The following is an 18,605-nucleotide window of genomic DNA, read 5'->3' as shown; positions in this document are numbered from 1 at the left end:
CTATTGCCATACAGCAACAATGATACTCTTTAAAGCGTAAACGAATTTACATCACCCGAGTTGAACGAATGGAAAGCTTCGAAGGCATTATAGAATTTGTAGCCGTGGCCGAGCGTAAAGGCTTTTCAGCTGCGGCCAAACAACTAGGTTGCAGCACGAGTCACATCAGCAGGCAAGTTGCTCGGCTTGAAGAGCGAGTTGGCTGTACCTTATTGGCCCGCTCTACCCGCCAAGTCAATTTAACCGAGAACGGCGCGCTTTATTATCAGCACGCTAAAGACTTACTTATTGGCCTTCAACAAGCCAATGAACAGGTAAGCCTTCAGCAGGTAACACTTGATGGCGTGCTGCGAGTAAGTGCCGCAGGCGGGTTTGCTGAGCACGCCGTGGCGCCCGCGTTAATGCAATTTGCTTTAGCGCATCCTAAGTTAACCATTGATATGGACTTTAACAGTCGCATGGTTAACTTTGTGGAGGACGATGTAGACTTTGTTATTCGCTACGGCGAACTGGCCGACTCTAGCCTAGTTGCGCGTAAACTGATTGAAAGGCCCATGATGGCGGTTGCCACACGGGAATATTTAGCGCAATTTGGCGAACCTTTAAACCCGAGTGATTTGAAAAAACATAGCTGCGTTATTTCTAATAACGATGTATGGAAGTTTTCAAACAATGGCGTACAAGAAAATATAAAAGTGAAAGGCCGTTGGCGCAGTAATAATGCGAATGCGGTACTTGATGCGTGTGAACGAGGTTTGGGTATTGGCTATATGCCTACAAGTACCTTTAGTGCGTCGGTTGAAGCTGAAAAGTTACAGCCCATACTACAACCTTACTGGGGCGACGGGGCAAGCAGTTGGATTGTGTATCAGAACAAACGCTTCATGCCGCTTAGGGTTCGAATGGCCATCGATTATCTGGTGCAGTACTTCGCAGATTGGGAAGACAAAGCGCTATGAGGGCTTTGAAAGCTTTCATAACGAGATGCGCTAACCGTGCGCTTAGCGTAAATACTCCACGGAATAAAACCCGCCATAAAACATGCTAGTAAAATAGGCCAATAAAAAACAGCCAGCAGGTCTTTCATTAAAGCACCTGCTGACAGTATGTATCGATTGCTTATGTTTAGCGTTTAGCTGTATATCAGCAAAACTTGCGCTTTTTGCCTACAGCTCTCGCACCCACATGTTTTTAAAGCTGACTAAGTTACCATGATCTTGCAGCTGAATAGGCTCACAACCATGGGCTTTATATTTCGGTGCACCAATCCACTCGGTAGTACCCTGTATCTCTACATGATTTTGTACCACCACGCCGTTATGAATAACGGTAATATACCCAGGCGATTCAAGTGCCTCGCCATCGAATACCGGTGCTTTAAAAATAATATCGTATTCTTGCCATTCACCTGGCGCGCGCATAGCGTTTACCAGTGGAATGGTCTGCTTATACACACTGCCCGCTTGCCCATTTGGGTAAGTGGCATTGTTGTAGGAATCTAGCACCTGAATTTCATAGCGTTGTTGAAAGAAAATACCGCTATTATTACGCTGTTGCCCTTCCATATCAGGCTCTGGCTGAGGCACTTTCCACTCTACGTGCAGCTGCACATCACAAAAACCTTGTTTGGTTTTAATATCGCCCGTACCCGGCTTTACCGTAAGCTCACCGTTTACAAACTGCCAATTGGCGTCACCACCTTTTACCGACTCCCACGCCGACAAATCGTTAGCTAATAAGGGGATCGCGTCAGAAGGAACCGCGTTCTTCTTCGCGGTGACTACTGCGGGTACTGGCTTCCACACTTCTGTTTTGGCCGCTTGTTTTTCACGCTCCGCGCGCTCAAGTTGCTCTGCACTCTCAGTATTATCAGCAAAAGCCATAGGCGTCATTGATGTTGTTAACAGAGCAGCTAATGCAGCTACTTTAGCCAACCCGTTGTTATGTAATTTCATGTATTTTTCCCTGCACAATGTATTTGGTTTCGCAGCTAACTCTTTTTTACGTGAAAGTCTTAGGTAGCCCACGCTCTGTCACCTTTTTTATAAGGCAGCTCACCATTGTAATAACCGGGAATTGCTACATAACGTAGCACCTTAGTTGAACCTAATTTCGACGTGAAAAAGGTATACAAGGTAAGCTGTTTCAGTAACGTGAAATAGTGCGGAATAGGCCCTTCGCTGCCTGTTTCCCATTGACTTGGTTTAGCCGTTGGAATGCCGTTGCTAATACCTTCAGCCAAATTAGCGGCTTTCGCTTCTGTATCTAGCGTTGTAAATAAGGTTTCACGCTGCGAACTACTTAATAACAGGAAGTCTTTTTTAAATGCTGCATTACTACGAACATTAATCGCCTTCATGCCGTCTTTAAACGCTTTTTGTAGCTTAGGGGTATAACAATCAGCAACAATAACCGGAATCACTAAGCCAACATTTGCCGCTTTTGCTCCCGGCGTGTCGGTTTGCGGAATGATGACTTCTGCCATTTCATTAATGAGCGCCACATCTTCTTTTGAAAAGCCTGTTTCAGACAAAGGCACAGGGGCAACAATGTCATAGGCCAACGCTTTGCCACCCACAAGGGCAGTACCTGTGGCGGTAGCAATGAGTTTTAATAAGTCTCTACGTTCCATTACAAGTTTCTCCGCTTTAACTCTTCTACAGCAAAGCTAGCCGCGCGAGCGGTAAGTGCCATATAGGTAAGTGATGGGTTTACACAACTTGCGGATGTCATACACGCACCATCGGTAACAAATACGTTAGGAGCATCCCATACTTGGTTGTGACCGTTTAGCACTGAGGTTTTAGCATCACGCCCCATACGTGCAGTACCCATTTCATGTATACCCATGCCTGGTGCGTAGTCTGCATCCCAGCCATTCACGTTTTTAAGCCCAGCAGCCTCAAACATATCGATGGCATCTTGCTGCATGTCTTTACGCATTTTCAGTTCGTTTTCTTTTATCTCAACATCCATAGCGAGTACGGGCAAACCCCACTTGTCTTTTACTTTTTTGTTCAGATAAATGCGATTTGAATGGTCAGGCAACATTTCACCAAAGGCAGTCATACCTATTGTCCAACCACCGGGTTCTGACATAGCCTCTTTTAAGCTTGCACCAACACCTAACTCAGCCACATCTTGTCGCCAGCCTGAACGGCTAGCGCCACCTTGATAGCCAAACCCACGTAAGTAGTCTCGTTTGTCATCGCCCCAATTTCTAAAGCGCGGAACATAGAAACCACTTGGGCGGCGACCATATGTATATTTGTCGTCGTAGCCTTCAACTTGTGCTGACGCACCCACCCGGAAATGGTGATCCATCACGTTATGACCTAATTCACCACTGCTGCTACCTAAACCGCCATCCCATACATCTGTGGCAGAGTTCATAAGTAACCACGATGAATTGAATGCAGAAGCATTCACAAAAACAATCTTACTTTTGAAAACATAAGTCTCGTTCGTTTCAGCATCAATAATTTCAACACCAGTCGCGCGCTTCTTGTCTTTATCAAACAAGATTTCTTTCACTATAGAGAAAGGGCGAAGCGTTAAGTTACCGGTTTTCATTGCTGCGGGAAGCGTTGAAGACTGAGTACTAAAATAGCCGCCAAATGGGCAACCCAACCAGCACTTATTGCGGTACTGACAATTTGCACGTCCGTGCTCTGGCTTCGGCTCTGTCATGTTTGAAGTGCGGCCGGAAATAATATGACGAACGCCGCTATAGGCTTTTTGCACTCGTGCAGCCACGTCTTTTTCAACGCAGTTTAGTGCCATGGCGGGCTGGTAAATACCATCGGGCAACACATCTAGGCCGTCGCGGTTTCCGCTAATACCTGCAAATTTTTCTACGTAGTCGTACCAAGGCGCCACATCTTCATAACGAATAGGCCAGTCTACGGCTACGCCTTCTTTGCCGTTCGCTTCAAAGTCAGCTTTGTTTAATCGGTAACTCTGTCGCCCCCAAGTAAGCGAACGCCCACCGACGTGATAGCCTCGATACCAATCAAAGCGTTTGTCTTCTACATAAGGGTTTTCTACTTCGTTCGCCCACATGCCTTTGGTAGATTCATTAAGCGGATAGTCTCGCTTAAGTACAGGGTAATCTACTTTCATCGCCTGTGTAGGCAGGTCGCGATGTGGGTAGTCCCACGCCTCTTTGTGTGCGTTTTTGTAGTCTTTAATGTGCTCGATGTTTTTACCGCGCTCAAGCATTAGTACTTTTAGGCCTTTTTCGGTGAGTTCTTTGGCCGCCCAGCCTCCGCTAATACCAGAACCTACTACGATTGCATCGTATTCGTTCGTTGCCATGTTATGTCCCCTTAAACACGCACTTCATGTATGGTGTTTGATTGTAAAGTCATACGTCGCAGATACTGATCGCTTCTTTAAGCGATTCAACTCTGCCTGCTTTTGTATCTGGTGTTGGAATAAACTCTTGCGCTAAATATCCATCGAAACCTGTTTCTAAAATGGCCTTAGCAATGGCTGGATAATACAGCTCTTGAGTGCTACCAATTTCGTTTCGTCCTGGCACACCGGCGGTGTGATAGTGACCAAAATAAGGATGAAAATCGCGAATGGTGCGAATAATATCGCCTTCGTTAATTTGCATATGATAGATGTCGTACAGCAACGAAAAGTGCTTACTATTAAGTCGCTTACACAACTGAACACCCCATTTTGAACTATCGGCCATGTAGTCAGGGTGGTCTATTTTGCTATTAAACAGCTCCATAAATATCACCACACCGCGCTTCTGGGCATGAGGTAAAATGCGCTTTAAACCTGCCACCGCATTGTTCAACCCCTCCTCTTTACTCATTCCACGGGCATTGCCGCTAAAACAAATAAGGTTGGTGTAGCCAGCATCAGCAACAAGGTCGATATGCTTTAAGTATCGCGCTTCTAATTCGTCGTGAAGTTCACTATGAATGAAGCCATCTTCAAGGCTAATTTCAGCGCCATTGCACATAGAAGAATCGATACCGTGTTGCTTGAGTACCAGCCAATCTTCAGGCCCCACTAAATCAATCGCCGAGAAGTTAAGCTCTTTCACTGTATTACACAGCTCTTCTATGGAAAGATCGCCATATGTCCAGCGACTAACAGAATGATTAATATTGCCTTTAAGCGATGATTGCTTCATGCCATTCTCTGTTCGATTTGCCTTAATATCTGCTGTACTGCCCGCGTGTGCGCTGTGAAACGCTGAAGGTGCTAATACACCAGCGCCCGTCAGCGCCATCGCTTTTATCAAGCTTCGTCTGCTTTCGTTATGCATTGGTGCTAACCTTTTCTGACTTAAACAACATCAAGAAAATAATTAATACAACAGCCGCAAAGCCTGCTGGGAACAGCCAGATATCTTGCCAACTGTGAGATGTTGCCGTGGTGTACTCATCAGTTATTTTTCCAGCTACTGCAAAACCAATCAGCATACCTACGCCGTATGTGGCTAAAGTTATTAACCCCTGTGCGGCGCTTTTAATACGCTCACCTGCTTTCGCATCGGTATAAATTTGGCCAGACACAAAGAAAAAGTCGTAACAAATACCATGCAAGGCTATGCCCACAATCAGCATAAACAGCCCTTCGTCTGCATTACCAAAAGCGAACAAGGCGTAACGTAGTACCCAAGCAGCCATGCCAATTAACAAGGTAGCTTTAATGCCAAATTTATTTAGAAACACAGGTAGTGCAAGCATGAATAACACTTCAGACACCTGGCCTAAGGTCATTTTCCCAGTGGCATTTTCAACACCAATTTCGGTTAAAAACGGATTGGCATTTTGGTAGTAAAACGCAAGGGGAATACAAATAAGTACAGAAGATAAAAAGAAGACGAAGAAGTTCTTATCCTTAAGCAGCGCTAGCGCATCTAGCCCCAACACATCGCGTAAACCTGTCTTTTGGCCTGCCGCTTTTGGCGGTGTTGCCGGTAAGGTGAAACTGAATATGCCCAAGGCTAACGATGCTATTGCACATAACATAAAGGTGTTTCTAAGCATGCCATCGGCAATAGCAGAAGTGGAATCCCAAGAAAACACGTAACTAATAAGTAAGCCCGCGACAATCCAGCCTACTGTGCCCCACACACGAATTTTGCCAAACTCCTTTGAAGGATTTGTCATTTGCCCAAAAGCGACTGAATTCACTAGTGCAAGGGTTGGCATATAAGCAATCATATAGCCCAAAACATACGGATAAAAGGTGGTGAAGTCGCTCGCCTGATACATCATATACATGAGTACCGCGCCACATAGATGCAGCACACCTAAGATGCGCTCGGCATTAAAAAATCGATCGGCAATCAACCCCACAATAAATGGCGCAATAATGGCCCCCCAGCTTTGGGTTGAAAAGGCCATACCAATTTGACCGCCACTGGCCGCTAGGGTGCCGGCTAAGTAAGTCCCCAAGGTGACAAACCAGCCCCCCCAGATGAAGAACTGCAAAAACATCATGGTGCTAAGACGAAGGGTTATCATGATTATTATTATCCTGTGTCAGCGGGAAAGCGTTATTCGCTTATGCCCAAAATGCGGTTGTTTTTTGTTTCACTTACTTCGCCACCGGCGAAATCATCGAACGCGTAGCGCGTTGGCTGAATAATATGCTGGGCAATGAAAGGCGCACCTTCAGCCGCACCTTGGGCAGAATCTTTCAAGCAGCATTCCCATTCAAGCACTGCCCATCCGCTAAACCCATACTGAGTAAGCTTGCTGAAAATGCCTTTGAAATCGACTTGCCCATCGCCAAGAGAACGAAAGCGACCTGGGCGATCTTTCCAATCTTGGTAACCACCGTAAACGCCACTTCTGCCGTTGGGATTGAACTCGGCATCTTTCACATGGAACATTTTTATACGGCTGTGGTATCTGTCGATAAAGTCGAGATAGTCGAGCTGCTGCAGCACAAAGTGACTAGGGTCGAACAAAATATTGGCACGAGGATGGTTATCTACCGCGGCTAAAAACATTTCAAAGGTAGCACCATCATGCAAATCTTCACCTGGGTGAATTTCATAACATACGTCTACACCCGCATCATCGAAGGCATCTAAAATAGGTAACCAACGCTTAGCTAATTCGGCAAACCCTTGCTCTACTAACCCGGCAGGACGTTGCGGCCATGGGTACACTAAATGCCACATTAAGGCACCCGAGAAGGTAGCGTGGGCGCTTAGTCCTAAGCGCTTACTGGCAATAGCGGCACACTTAAGCTGGTTTACCGCCCATTCGGTACGTGCTTTTGGGTTGCCGTGCAAATGTGCTGGTGCGAAGTTATCAAATAGCTCATCGTAAGCAGGATGTACCGCCACCAATTGCCCCTGCAAGTGCGTTGATAGCTCGGTAATTTCTACGCCCGCCGCCCTACAGGTAGCGGCTATTTCGTCACAGTATTCTTGGCTTTCTGCTGCTTTTTCTAAATCGAAAAGCGCCGGATCCGTAGGCACTTGAATGCCTTTATACCCCAATGAAGCTGCCCACTTGGCCATGTTTTCAAGTGTATCGAAGGGCGCTTCTTTACCCATAAATTGGGCTAAAAAGACGGCAGGGCCTTTAATTGGCATAGCTTCTTTGGCTGGTTGTTCGTTTGCTTTCTGTTCTTTTGCTTGTTGTTCCATTGCCATATGCTCCACTTATTCTGTGCCAACTGGGCTGACGGTTTCCCACTTAGTATCACTGTCGCTACTGGCCAACATGGCATCAATAAACGCCATGCCGCGAAGACCGGATTTAATGCCAGGTACACCGTTTGCTTTGCTGCTTGTATGGTTTGAATCGCCACGAACCGCTTTGGCAAAATCGTTATATAAATTTGCCATGGCTTCTAGGTAACCTTCGGGGTGTCCGCCTGGAATACGGCAACGATTAACAGCTTCATCACACAACCCGGGTTGCCCTAGTCCAGCACGGAATACTTGATATGGCTGGCCTATGGGGCGATACACCACAGAGTTCGGCTCCATTTGATGCCACTCTAATCCGCCTTTATCGCCATACACTTTTATCTTTAAGGCGTTTTCTTCACCTGCGCACACTTGGCTGGCAATCAACACACCAGTAGCACCTTTCTTGGTTTTAATCAGCGCTGCGCCATCGTCATCTAACTGTCTGTCATCAATGTGCGTATAAAGCTGACCACATAAGGCCGTAATAGCATCGTCTAAAACAAATTCAGCAAGTCCAAAAGCGTGGGTACCAATGTCGCCCATACAGCCGCTACCGCCAGCTAAACTTGGGTCGGTACGCCATTTAGCCTGTTTATTATGGGTTTCTTCATTTGCCGATAACCACCCTTGTGGGTACTCAACAAACACTTTACGAATGTTACCTAGCATGCCACTTTGAACCATATGACGCGCTTGCCACACCATGGGATAACCCAAATAGGTGTGCGCTAAGCCATATAATCTGTCGGTACTATGGAGTAAATCTTGTAAGTCTTTTACCTCGCCCAAGCCAACACCGGCGGGCTTTTCGCAGAATACATGAAAGCCAGCTTTTATTGCGGCCACTGAAATAGGTACGTGTAAATGATTCGGCGTAACAATAGAAACCACTTGCATGCGTTGCTGCTCTGGAAGCGCAGATTCTTTATCTAGCATGTCTTCCCACGAAGCATAAGTACGGCTGCGTTCAACGCCTAAACTATCGGCCGTGCTTTCATTATTGCCGGGGTCGCGACTAAAGGCGCCACATACCAAATCGTATTGACCATCTAACCCGAATGCGTTGCGATGAACCGCCCCAATAAATGCGCCTTCACCACCACCTATCATACCTAATCTTACTTTCTGCATTCTCGCCATGCTGCGTAGCTCCCGTTGTGGTGCAGTGCTTAACCAGTAAACTGTACTAGTATCAAGCTTACTCATTGCAAACTTGTTGCATTATTGTAACTATATTTAAAATGTAACGGATTACATTTTTGTCTGTCAATGTATTTGAGCGTTTTTTGTTAAACTTAAGTTTAAGAAGATAAGCCAAATAGTCTTAAAACAAACGTACTTTGCATTAAAACAGCGAATTGACGGGTTAAGACGCAAAAATCATTTACAAAAAATATACACTTAGCACTGGATTTTTTAAGAAAGATCCGTATTCTAAATTCCAAATGATATCGGTTACATTAATCTAATCTGTTCGCAAATGTGCGAATAAAAACAAGACACGAGTAAATGGCAAATATTAGAGACGTTGCTGATAGCGCTGGCGTATCGGTGGCAACAGTGTCTCGGGCACTTCAACAACCCGAGCGCGTTTCTCCAAAAACCCGTTCTAAAGTAATGACGGCGGTTGAGCTAGTGGGCTATAAGCCCAACTTAATGGCGGTAAAGTTTCGTTCTGGAAAAACCCACAACTTGGTTGTGTTGGTTCCCACGGTTGCGAATGTGTTTTTTGCGCGAGTGATTAGCGGCATGCAAGAAACGGCTGCCGAATTGGGCTACTCCATTTTACTGGCGAATACCTTAGGTAACCCCGATATTGAAAGCCATTACGCTAAAATGGTAAGCACGTCTCAGGCCGATGGATTAATTCAATTACGCGCATTGAACCCGCTAGATGACAGCATGATTAATGACAATGGCTTGTTGCCCATGGTAAATGCTTGTGAAGTTATTGATGAAGGTAGGTACCCTACCGTGGCACTTGATAACCGTGCCGCCGCCAAAGCCATGACCGAACACTTGTTAGCATTAGGCCATACCCGTATTGCCATGATTAAAGGCCCCCACTCTAGCCCACTCACTCAAGATAGATTGTCGGGTTATAAAGATGCTTTGAACGACGCCAATATTGCCTTTGACGACAGCCTGCTATTTCCTGGCGACTTCACGCTTCAAGCAGGCTATAACGCTGGCGTAACCATTGCCCAGCAAGCGCAAAGACCCACTGCCGTATTTTGTGAAAACGACGAAACAGCAATAGGTGCTATGCAAGCATTTAAACAAGCAGGCTTGCGTATACCTGAAGATATTTCAGTAGCGGGATTTGACGATATTGCCTTTTCGGCATTTTGCGATCCACCGTTAACCACGATTGCCCAGCCAGCCGAAGAGTTCGGCCGAACGGCAGTAAGCTTATTGATAGACGTCATTAACGGCAAAATTCGTAAAGCACCAAAAGTTATTATGCCGTTTGAACTCATTGCTAGGGGCAGCACTGGCCCAGCCCAGATTGTGTAATAGCGCATAATGGCGCGTTAAGGAGAATGTTATGATCACCCCTTCCACTTTCACCCGCAGGCAGTTTATTCGTGCCGCGGCATTAGGTGCAGGCTGCGCCGCTATACCCAGCGTACTTGCACATTCACATACAGCTAAGTCGTTAAACTCAAATGGTATGGCGAGCAACAGTATTGGATTACAGCTTTATACCCTGCGCGATATTATGAAAGTTAGCGTGCCAGCCACATTAAAATTAGTAAGTGCGGTGGGCTACAACGAACTTGAGTTCGCAGGCTACTTTGGTCATAGCGCTAAAGAAATTAGTACTATTTTAGACGGTGAAGGATTAACTGCCCCGTCTGCTCATATCCAGCTAGATGACTTTGATAATAACTTAGAGAAAGTGTTAGATGATGCTCAAACTGCAGGTCATAAATACCTTGTGGTGCCTTGGCTTAGCGAAGCGCAGCGCGGCGAGGGCATAGCGCCTTACAAAGCACTTGCTGAAAAACTTAACGTAATTGGTGAAGCCTGTAGTAAAGCCAATATTACATTGGCTTATCACAACCACGATTTTGAATTTGAAGTGCGTGATGGTGAAATACCGCTAGATGTACTTATTACTGAAACCGACTCTGATTTAGTATCTATGGAGCTAGATTTGTACTGGGCAGTTAAAGCCGGAAAAGACCCCGTAGATTACTTTAAGCAATATCCTGGGCGCTTCAAACTTTGGCACGTAAAAGATATGGCGACAGACGGAAGTTTTGCCGATGTGGGCACAGGTGTTATCGACTTTGAAACTATCTTCGCTCATGGCAATGTGGCCGGTATAGAACACAAATTTGTAGAGCGGGATCAAACCGGCGATCGTATTGCCACTATTGAACAAGGCTATAAAGCGGTAAGTATGCTAAACAGTACTTTGTAGCAAGACACTTTTAGCAAAGCGCTTTAGCAAAACCGTATATATCGTTATGATAACGCCACCTTTATGTTGTAGGTGTCGTTATCATGAGTAATGCCGTATGAACGAACTGTTCAGTGCCCTATCCCGCACGTTAAGCCCTTATTACGCCGAAATGAGCATCATGCTTATGGCCACCATTTTAGTGGTGTACGGCGATATTATTAATAGCCATATAAAGCGTATTTTAGCCCCCTATCATTTCATATTGCGGGTTAGCCTTTTTGTAGTGCTATGCGCCTTTGGTTATGGTGCATTAACCCTTTATGGTGCCCCTTTTCTGCATCACATCATTGCTTACCTACCTTGGAAATACCAAGGTGCAGGCTTCGTATTCGCTTTCATGTTTATTGGTTTTTTGGCCGAGCGTAGAAGATATATATAAAAAAAGCGAAGCCCACTGGCTTCGCTTTTCTATTTTAAATAGCATAATTAACTAGGCATTAATCTTCGTTACGAATGTAGTTAATGCTTGAAAAGGTAAGCAAGCTTTCCGTAATACCTTCACTGGCATAAAACGCAGCCCAGTCGTCTGAGTCATCTACGTCTTCCCTCGTTTCTGGATCTTGCGCTTGTAAGTAGTTACCAAATTTCAAGTAAGAATCTGTGCTGTCTTCAATGGTTCGAGAGAAAGACTCGCCAAACGCTGAAACCGTCACATAACCATGGTCGTTAATAACTCTAAAATCGAAATTTTGACCGCTTACCATAGTACCAAGCAACTGCTTGTCTTCACCGGAACCGTCTTCTCGTGCAAGGCGAACATACACATCAAAAATACCATTACTGGCAACGCTGTCACTTTCTACGCCAGCGTTAGTTGGTGTAAAACCGGTTTCGCTGGTGTCTGAAACATATAATTTCATAATGGTGCCTGTGTCGCTAGCATGGTGCTGGGCAACGATGGCTTTTGAACCGTCTGACATTTCCACTTTTATGTTTGCTTGGAAATCTTCAAACACGGCGGTCATTGCTACACGTTTTTCTTCTTTAATTTTAAGCTCGTGACGCCAGCCATTTCCGTTTGGCGTAACATGCTGTTCGCGTAAGGCGTCAAACTCCATGGTGTCGCCAACACGTGGGTCGGCACCTTCCATGTCCCAATCGCTCATATCAAAATTACCGGGAGTTGGTGTAGGCGTTGGATCAGGCGTGTTATCAGTATCTCCGCCGCAGCCGTAGATGTTGGTTTCCACAATGCTGTTCCACGTATTCGCCGAGTTCTCTAACCCAGTAATACGAACATAACGGGCATCAGAATCAGTAACATCATGGGTTTCATAACCAGAACTTGAACCGTTTGACGCACCTGAAAGTAACACGGCATTCCAGTTACTGTTATTGGTAGAAGTATGCACATCAAAGAACGAACTACGGGTATTCCCCTTAAACCATTTCACTTGCAATGCTTTTACTGTAGCCACTTCACCTAAATCGTAAGTAATCGTTTTGCCAGTGCCGTTGGAAGACCAACGAGACTCATCGGTTAAGTCGTTATCGATGGTATTTAGCGGCCCATGACCATCGTTAGTGCCATTGTCGGTTGCAGTACTAATGCTTAAGTTGTCATTCCCTGAACATGTGGAATTACCCGGCGGCGTTGTAGAGCCAGCACTTTCCAGCGTGAAATTGTCGAATCGACCTTCGCCGCCATAATAATTTGCATAAATTTTAACCGAAGTTGCAGAGCCTGAATTAAAGCTTACCGATACAGGTTCAAAATCGCTGCCACCACCGGTTCTATTAAACCGCGTGCCGTTAACATCGGCACCAACTTTACCAATACCTTTTACGTACGCCTGCAAGGTGTAGTCGGTGTTAGGTGTAACATCAACATATTGCTCTACTTTACCATTCGCACCGGAAATTTTAGCAGAGCTACTTCCTGCATAGGCGTTACCAGATACCGCGGAAGGGTCGGTATCGGTCCATCCATCGAACCCACTTTCAAACCCTGGGTTATCGATGGCTACCGAGGCTCCGTGTACAAACGAGGTGGTTGCTAAGGTAAGCGCGGTCCCCACTACAAAAGAGAGTGATGTTTTTCGTGTCCTGATGTTCATGCAATTTGTCCTGTAATTAATGGTTTGGTAAACCAATTAAAGTAATCGCAACAAAATAAGTTGTGACTAAAAACGAAATTCATTTTTCGATACAGGCTAGAAATACAGCTTACCAAAATGGTAATACCAATAATCCAACCCACATGTAAAATGATTAACCAAAAAACCAATAAGATCAATACAAATTATTAACAAAAACACTTACCAAAAAGTAATCTGATAGATTCAGGATTACTCGAAAGGGCAAAAATAAACAAAAAAGCAACTATAAATCATAGATATGATTGCATTCTTAAAATTAACAATCAAAAGGTAGAAATGAGAATTATTTATAATAAGCATTAACAAATGGGACCTAGTGGAAACGTTTACAAAGCAAAAAAGAGATAGAAAGAATGGCCAATAAAAACCAAATACATTACCAATAAGTGCAAAATTGGTTAATAAAATTAATGTATGCGCTTTAATCTGACTTTTTGTAGGAGGTATTTCGGTAATTAGACCTGATGCTCTGAACCGTGAGGCTCTACTAATGTGCTGGAATACTGTTTAGGTGGTATACCCATAATGCGCTTGAATGTGGTCGAAAAATAGGACGGTCCGGCAAAGCCTACGCTTATAGCGACCGAAATGACTGAAGCGCCATCGGCTAAGCCCCCACAAATTTGGAACGCCCTACTTTGCTTGTAAACTCAAAAAAAATGTCGTTGCTGAAAAGGCAAAAGAGACAAAGGAAGTAAAATAAAATACTTTTTCATCAAATTGATTTCGTTTTGTATTTTGAATAACTAAATTTTGTATGCTTGAAGATGTTGCAACGAGAATGAAGAAAATTGAATAAATGAACGAAAGTACGATAACTATAAAACGGTTCAATTTCATCCAAAAAATAATGACATCAGTTTGACTGAGTAGAACCGATATTCCGAATAACGCGCTCCACAAGACCATTAGTGAAAATAACACCGACTTTTTCAAACTTAAAATTGATTTTTTATTAGCACACATTACCCCTATCCATTATTACTTGTTGATTAAAATCTATGTTTAGTCCTTTTTGGATATATAAAAAGAACCATAGATAAAGGTCACAACCGTTGCTAATACAATCAGTGTTGTTCTAAGCCAGTCTATTGGTATAATCTTAACGACGGAAACTACCAATGCCCATAGCACCATAGCCCCTAAAACTTTAGGGTAGTGTCTATATCTATTTCTTCTATTCACGTTAAACCTTTAAACTAATATAAATTTATATGTACGGTAATTTAACACGCACTCTTAAGTGCTCTACTCGTCTATTAAATGGTTTGAAAAACCTAATCACATGTAAAACGCAGTCTACTTAAACCGCCTAATTTCAGCAGTATATAGTAAAACTTGTAAGAGTTTTTACTGGGTAAAAATTGTTAGTCAACTTGCCGATAAGCTGTAACGCTCGTGTGCTTTTAAATGACTTACTGGTGAAACAATTGCTGCTAATTAGACCTGATGTTCTGAACTGCGAGGCTCTACTAATGTGCTGGAATACTGTTTGGGTGGTATACCCATGATGCGTTTGAATGTGGTCGAAAAATAGGACGGTCCGGCAAAGCCTACGCTTATAGCGACCGAAATAACTGAGGCACCATTGGCTAGTAGCGCTTTGGATTTGTCTATTCTGAATCGCGAGAGAAACTCGCTGAAGTTGTAGTCAAATAGCTCTGAAAGCTTTCGGTTTAAACTTCTGGGGCTTATTAGCAATAAATCAGCAGCTTTATCCCTAGTAAAATATTCATCTTGATAATTTTTTTCTAAAACAGAGATAAAGTTAAGGTAAAAAGCCATATCTTTTTCTGACAAAAGTTCTGGCAATAAAATACAGCTGTCTTCGCTTTTATTCATGTCTGACGACGAGAGATTGTTTGATGGGGCTCGTTTTAATGCTACAAGATGCCTTACTCTGAGCATTAATTCTTCATCAGCGATAGGCTTAGTGAGCAAACAGTCTACATTCGCCTGTAAGGCTCTTTCTTTTGATTCATCATCTACTTTTGCCGTTAAAACAATGATGGGTAAATAATTTAAAGCATCAGTATCACGCAATTTTTCCACAAAGTTCAGCCCACTCATAACCGGCATCATAAGATCGGTTATGACTAGGTTAACTTTGTGAATCTGTAGAATATCTAGAGCCTGCTTTCCGTCTCTAGCCACAAGGCATTTGTAGGTCGAAGAGAATAACTTAAAAAGGTGATTACGAAGTTGACGGCTATCATCCACTAACAAGATAGCTGGCTTGTCTTCCCAATTACTATCAGTACTCTCATCTAAGTTTTGACTATTTAAAAGCTGTATATCATCTATGGGGAAAGTCGCTATAAACTTGGTGCCTTTGCCTAGCGCACTGTCGACAGATATTTCGCCCTGATTCATAGCCACCAACTCTTTAACTAAAGACAAACCAATTCCCTCGCCTGTGGCTTCTGGAGATGGATCTATCCTTTTGTAACGCTTAAAAATTTCTTGGTGGTTAGACTCATCGATGCCTTTCCCATTATCCCGAACGCTAAGTGTTAGATTATCTTCATCAAAAACCGCTGAAAATTTAATTATTCCATTGTTTTCGGTAAATTTAACCGCGTTAGTAATGAGGTTCCCGATAATCGACTCTAAGCTACCTTTTAAAAGTGAAATAGTGCCTGTGCCTCTTGTACTTACATCGAGTACTTGGCGCTTTGTTTTCACTAATGAGTCTAAACTTGAAGCTATAATTTTAATATCATCTACAGAGTACAACCTAAAGTTTTCTAGCGTTGAAGTACCCAGTTTGTCTACCGTGTTCACTTGATCTAATAAGTTTTCCATTCTTTGAACATTGTGGACTAACGCCGTGATATTGAGCTTTTCTTTCTCTGAATCACTTTTCTTCGAATTACCTAACTCGCTCATAATGAGTTGCAGTGGCGTGCGAAGCTCGTGCGAAACATTACTGAAAAGCCGAATTTTGTTTTGTGCTAATGCTTCTATTTTATTCTTATGCTCAGCACCGTACCTACCTAATACCTTCTGTACCAGTGAAGTGTTAATAACCATAGAGGCCACTAGTTTTAGATAGCCTTTTCGATATAAATAGACACACATAATCATAAGGATGGCATATAGAAAGTAGGCGTAGTGACTTAAGTAGAACGGTGGATTTATTTTGAAATGCAGAGAATTGATGGGGTAATCAAGGTTGCTATGGGGTGACTGTACCCGAGCTTGCAATTCAAAATTGCCATAGCCAATATCAGAAATAGCCAAATTCATACTTGATGCGTTATGAGTTTGCCAATCTTCAATATACCCGAGTATTCTAAATTCTAGTTTATGCTTGTAGCTTTCCACGTAACTATTTGATGCGACGCTGAAATCAAGTGTCTGATAGCCGCTACCGATGGTAAACGCAGAGTTCGAAAAAATAGGGTATAAGGAGTCTACCTCACCCTTCTCATTGAGCCATTCGGCTTTGAGGAAAGAAATTTTTGGTGCAACGTTTGCTTCACTCAAACTTTTGATTATTACTTTCTCATTGATGCTATAAGCGAATCTATCTCCTTCGATAACGATAGTATCATTTAGTTCGTGAATTCCCCCGAAATCAAAGTCGACATCCCAAATACCATTCTCGCTATCTAGTTGATACAAGTTGTCGTCACTTGTATCATAAAGAAAGAGTCCAATATTTGTAGTAAACCAGAAATTTCCATTGCTACTTAAAAGTCCCGCTCGAACAAATCTAATATCGGAATTATCTAGTAATTTACTTTTTGAAATGTCACCAGTAGTGCTATCTATTTCACTGAGCCCACTGCCAGAGGAGCACACCAAATAAGTATCGTTGAATTCTATGATGCAAGTGATTCTGCTCCAACCTGTCTCTGAGGGAGGCAACACCTTCCAATTAAACTTAGACAACTGAATATGTATGGAGCTGTTCACATCGAATCCCATTAGCTCGCCAGAAGACAATACAATAGAATCTTTTAGAAACGGGGGCGCATCAAATTCATCTAAAATTGAAGCGACATCAGCTAGATAATATTTCCATCCATCTTCCGTGAGAGCATATGCATAGTATTTATTGTCACTTAACTTGATAATGTGGTTGTAGGGGTTTGAGCAGAAACTCATTTCCCCTCTCTCTTTCAAATAAATTTCTTCAAATTTAATCTCGTAACCATCTAGACATTTCGCGGCTTTGGAAGTGTGGAGAGTTAACGAGCCATTTTTAGTTTGCAAAAAATAACTATTACTAGCATCTTTTATAAATGCAACTCCCTCCCTTGTTGTACCTGCTGATCTAATATTTTTTTGGTAGAGGACTTCATTGAAACTCAGATAGTTAACTGCCTTTTGAGAATCTGACAACGATATCAATCCCAATTGTGTTGATGCTAGAATCAACTCTCCGTTTCTTAACTTATTAATTGCTGCTATCGAGTGTATCGCATCTGATGTGATAATTGGATTCATCCAATCAATCGCTGTAATAGCACCCTCAATAACTTTGTATAGCCCGCCCGCAGCAATCCAGATATTATCTTCGTCAGCGATAAATATTTTGCTCAATGGCTTTCTTATTGTTAAAGCTGTATCAAAAGGATAGAAATTTTTCGTATTTTTTTGCTCATTTATTATGTAGATACCTTCAGGTCCGCCTACATACTGCTTGAAATCAAAATAAGAAATAGCAGTCAACTTTGATAATTTGGGATAATCTTTTGTCAAAGGACTGAGCTTCACACTCTGACCAGTCAAATCTATCTCTATATGGTACGTTTCTGAAATCGCGTGTACGCTAGTTTGATTTGCAGACACTAATGAATAGGCACCAGATAAAGATCTAGATGAAATTTCATCTGCCCAATTTTGTATTTCTCTCGTTGTTCTATTAACAACGTATATACCGTTAATTAATGAGATTACTAAATAGTCAGGCGTTACAACTAAATTCCAAACACTCTTTAAATCTGAGGAATCAGAAATAAACTGTTCTGATACTCCTGTCTTTAGGTTGTATTTAAAAACACCAACCCCGAATTCACTAACCCAAAGATAGCCTTGCTCATAAGCCACATCTGAAATTATGCCTGTTTCTAAATTAGACTGGTTATAATTTACTTTTTGAGACTCTTGTCCAACAATCTGAAAAACGCCATTTTCTGCGGCAAGGTATATAGCTTCATCAACAACCTCTATATCCCATATTACCCCTGCGGGAGTCCCGGCAAATACGCTACGCCCGTGGAAGCTTTCACTTCCGACTGATGCAAAAACATCGAAACCCAGTAACAAAACAATAACAATTGAGCCAAAAAACGAGCTCTTGACCCATTTCATTTATATGTCCCTATATTCATATTCAATG

At 43.1% G+C, this 18,605-nt stretch carries 14 protein-coding genes; 4 read left to right on the top strand and 10 right to left on the bottom strand.

What is annotated here, in order from left to right:
• Positions 1 to 68: 68 nt before the first annotated feature.
• On the top strand, positions 69 to 959 hold the full coding sequence (locus tag AV939_RS01745) for a LysR family transcriptional regulator (RefSeq protein ID WP_057794470.1): 891 nt from the start codon (positions 69 to 71) through the stop codon (positions 957 to 959).
• A gap of 207 nt (positions 960 to 1,166) precedes the next feature.
• Here AV939_RS01745 and AV939_RS01740 read toward each other — a convergent pair whose 3' ends face one another.
• The 7 genes from AV939_RS01740 to AV939_RS01710 all read right to left on the bottom strand — a co-directional run bounded on the left by AV939_RS01740 (position 1,167) and on the right by AV939_RS01710 (position 8,815).
• Positions 1,167 to 1,883: a 3-keto-disaccharide hydrolase gene (locus tag AV939_RS01740; protein ID WP_231751186.1), complete on the bottom strand. Its 717-nt coding sequence runs from the start codon at positions 1,881 to 1,883 to the stop codon at positions 1,167 to 1,169.
• Between the two features lie 131 nt (positions 1,884 to 2,014).
• Positions 2,015 to 2,632 (bottom strand): gluconate 2-dehydrogenase subunit 3 family protein, encoded by a 618-nt coding sequence (locus tag AV939_RS01735; protein WP_057794473.1) that lies wholly within the window; start codon positions 2,630 to 2,632, stop codon positions 2,015 to 2,017.
• Entirely contained in the window at positions 2,632 to 4,317 is a 1,686-nt protein-coding gene (locus tag AV939_RS01730; protein ID WP_057794475.1) for a GMC oxidoreductase, read from the bottom strand. Before AV939_RS01730 ends, AV939_RS01735 begins: the two co-directional genes overlap by 1 nt.
• A 49-nt stretch (positions 4,318 to 4,366) precedes the next feature.
• Positions 4,367 to 5,290: a hydroxypyruvate isomerase family protein gene (locus AV939_RS01725; RefSeq protein WP_057794478.1), complete on the bottom strand. Its 924-nt coding sequence runs from the start codon at positions 5,288 to 5,290 to the stop codon at positions 4,367 to 4,369.
• Positions 5,283 to 6,497, bottom strand: coding sequence for a nucleoside permease (locus AV939_RS01720; protein WP_057794480.1), 1,215 nt, complete (start codon positions 6,495 to 6,497; stop codon positions 5,283 to 5,285). The genes AV939_RS01725 and AV939_RS01720 overlap by 8 nt, the downstream gene beginning before the upstream one ends.
• 32 nt (positions 6,498 to 6,529) lie before the next feature.
• On the bottom strand, positions 6,530 to 7,636 hold the full coding sequence (locus AV939_RS01715; RefSeq protein ID WP_376738711.1) for a sugar phosphate isomerase/epimerase family protein: 1,107 nt from the start codon (positions 7,634 to 7,636) through the stop codon (positions 6,530 to 6,532).
• A gap of 15 nt (positions 7,637 to 7,651) precedes the next feature.
• A complete protein-coding gene (locus AV939_RS01710) occupies positions 7,652 to 8,815 on the bottom strand; it encodes a Gfo/Idh/MocA family protein (RefSeq protein ID WP_171008972.1) in 1,164 nt (387 codons plus the stop codon).
• A 378-nt stretch (positions 8,816 to 9,193) separates the two neighbouring features.
• On the opposite strand from AV939_RS01710, the gene AV939_RS01705 reads away from it, so the two are divergent.
• From AV939_RS01705 to AV939_RS01695, 3 genes are all read left to right on the top strand, one after another.
• Positions 9,194 to 10,201 carry a LacI family DNA-binding transcriptional regulator gene (locus AV939_RS01705; protein ID WP_057794482.1) on the top strand — a complete coding sequence of 336 codons (1,008 nt, stop codon included), beginning with the start codon at positions 9,194 to 9,196 and terminating at the stop codon, positions 10,199 to 10,201.
• 31 nt (positions 10,202 to 10,232) lie between these two features.
• On the top strand, positions 10,233 to 11,114 hold the full coding sequence (locus AV939_RS01700; protein ID WP_057794484.1) for a sugar phosphate isomerase/epimerase family protein: 882 nt from the start codon (positions 10,233 to 10,235) through the stop codon (positions 11,112 to 11,114).
• A 97-nt stretch (positions 11,115 to 11,211) separates the two neighbouring features.
• On the top strand, positions 11,212 to 11,535 hold the full coding sequence (locus tag AV939_RS01695) for a DUF3392 family protein (protein ID WP_057794494.1): 324 nt from the start codon (positions 11,212 to 11,214) through the stop codon (positions 11,533 to 11,535).
• 58 nt (positions 11,536 to 11,593) lie between these two features.
• On the opposite strand, the gene AV939_RS01690 is transcribed toward AV939_RS01695, so the two are convergent.
• The 3 genes from AV939_RS01690 to AV939_RS01680 form a co-directional block, all read right to left on the bottom strand.
• Complete coding sequence (locus tag AV939_RS01690) at positions 11,594 to 13,213, bottom strand: polysaccharide lyase family 7 protein (protein ID WP_057794496.1); 1,620 nt, start codon at positions 13,211 to 13,213, stop codon at positions 11,594 to 11,596.
• A 497-nt stretch (positions 13,214 to 13,710) separates the two neighbouring features.
• Positions 13,711 to 13,878: a helix-turn-helix domain-containing protein gene (locus AV939_RS20470; RefSeq protein WP_082605068.1), complete on the bottom strand. Its 168-nt coding sequence runs from the start codon at positions 13,876 to 13,878 to the stop codon at positions 13,711 to 13,713.
• An 817-nt stretch (positions 13,879 to 14,695) separates the two neighbouring features.
• Positions 14,696 to 18,577: a hybrid sensor histidine kinase/response regulator transcription factor gene (locus AV939_RS01680; protein ID WP_057794500.1), complete on the bottom strand. Its 3,882-nt coding sequence runs from the start codon at positions 18,575 to 18,577 to the stop codon at positions 14,696 to 14,698.
• Positions 18,578 to 18,605: the final 28 nt, after the last annotated feature.

Origin of the sequence: Alteromonas sp. Mac1, from assembly GCF_001562125.1 — a bacterium.
Lineage (GTDB): Bacteria > Pseudomonadota > Gammaproteobacteria > Enterobacterales > Alteromonadaceae > Alteromonas > Alteromonas stellipolaris.
This window is presented reverse-complemented; position numbering and strand designations above follow the sequence as displayed.

Bases quoted from the DNA above. Each gene is read 5' to 3' on its own strand.
- AV939_RS01745 (WP_057794470.1), top strand. From the start codon at position 69: ATGGAAAGCTTCGAAGGCATTATAGAATTTGTAGCCGTGGCCGAGCGT.
- AV939_RS01740 (WP_231751186.1), bottom strand. From the start codon at position 1,883: ATGGCTTTTGCTGATAATACTGAGAGTGCAGAGCAACTTGAGCGCGCG.
- AV939_RS01735 (WP_057794473.1), bottom strand. From the start codon at position 2,632: ATGGAACGTAGAGACTTATTAAAACTCATTGCTACCGCCACAGGTACT.
- AV939_RS01730 (WP_057794475.1), bottom strand. From the start codon at position 4,317: ATGGCAACGAACGAATACGATGCAATCGTAGTAGGTTCTGGTATTAGC.
- AV939_RS01725 (WP_057794478.1), bottom strand. From the start codon at position 5,290: ATGCATAACGAAAGCAGACGAAGCTTGATAAAAGCGATGGCGCTGACG.
- AV939_RS01720 (WP_057794480.1), bottom strand. From the start codon at position 6,497: ATGATAACCCTTCGTCTTAGCACCATGATGTTTTTGCAGTTCTTCATC.
- AV939_RS01715 (WP_376738711.1), bottom strand. From the start codon at position 7,636: ATGGAACAACAAGCAAAAGAACAGAAAGCAAACGAACAACCAGCCAAA.
- AV939_RS01710 (WP_171008972.1), bottom strand. From the start codon at position 8,815: ATGCAGAAAGTAAGATTAGGTATGATAGGTGGTGGTGAAGGCGCATTT.
- AV939_RS01705 (WP_057794482.1), top strand. From the start codon at position 9,194: ATGGCAAATATTAGAGACGTTGCTGATAGCGCTGGCGTATCGGTGGCA.
- AV939_RS01700 (WP_057794484.1), top strand. From the start codon at position 10,233: ATGATCACCCCTTCCACTTTCACCCGCAGGCAGTTTATTCGTGCCGCG.
- AV939_RS01695 (WP_057794494.1), top strand. From the start codon at position 11,212: ATGAACGAACTGTTCAGTGCCCTATCCCGCACGTTAAGCCCTTATTAC.
- AV939_RS01690 (WP_057794496.1), bottom strand. From the start codon at position 13,213: ATGAACATCAGGACACGAAAAACATCACTCTCTTTTGTAGTGGGGACC.
- AV939_RS01680 (WP_057794500.1), bottom strand. From the start codon at position 18,577: ATGAAATGGGTCAAGAGCTCGTTTTTTGGCTCAATTGTTATTGTTTTG.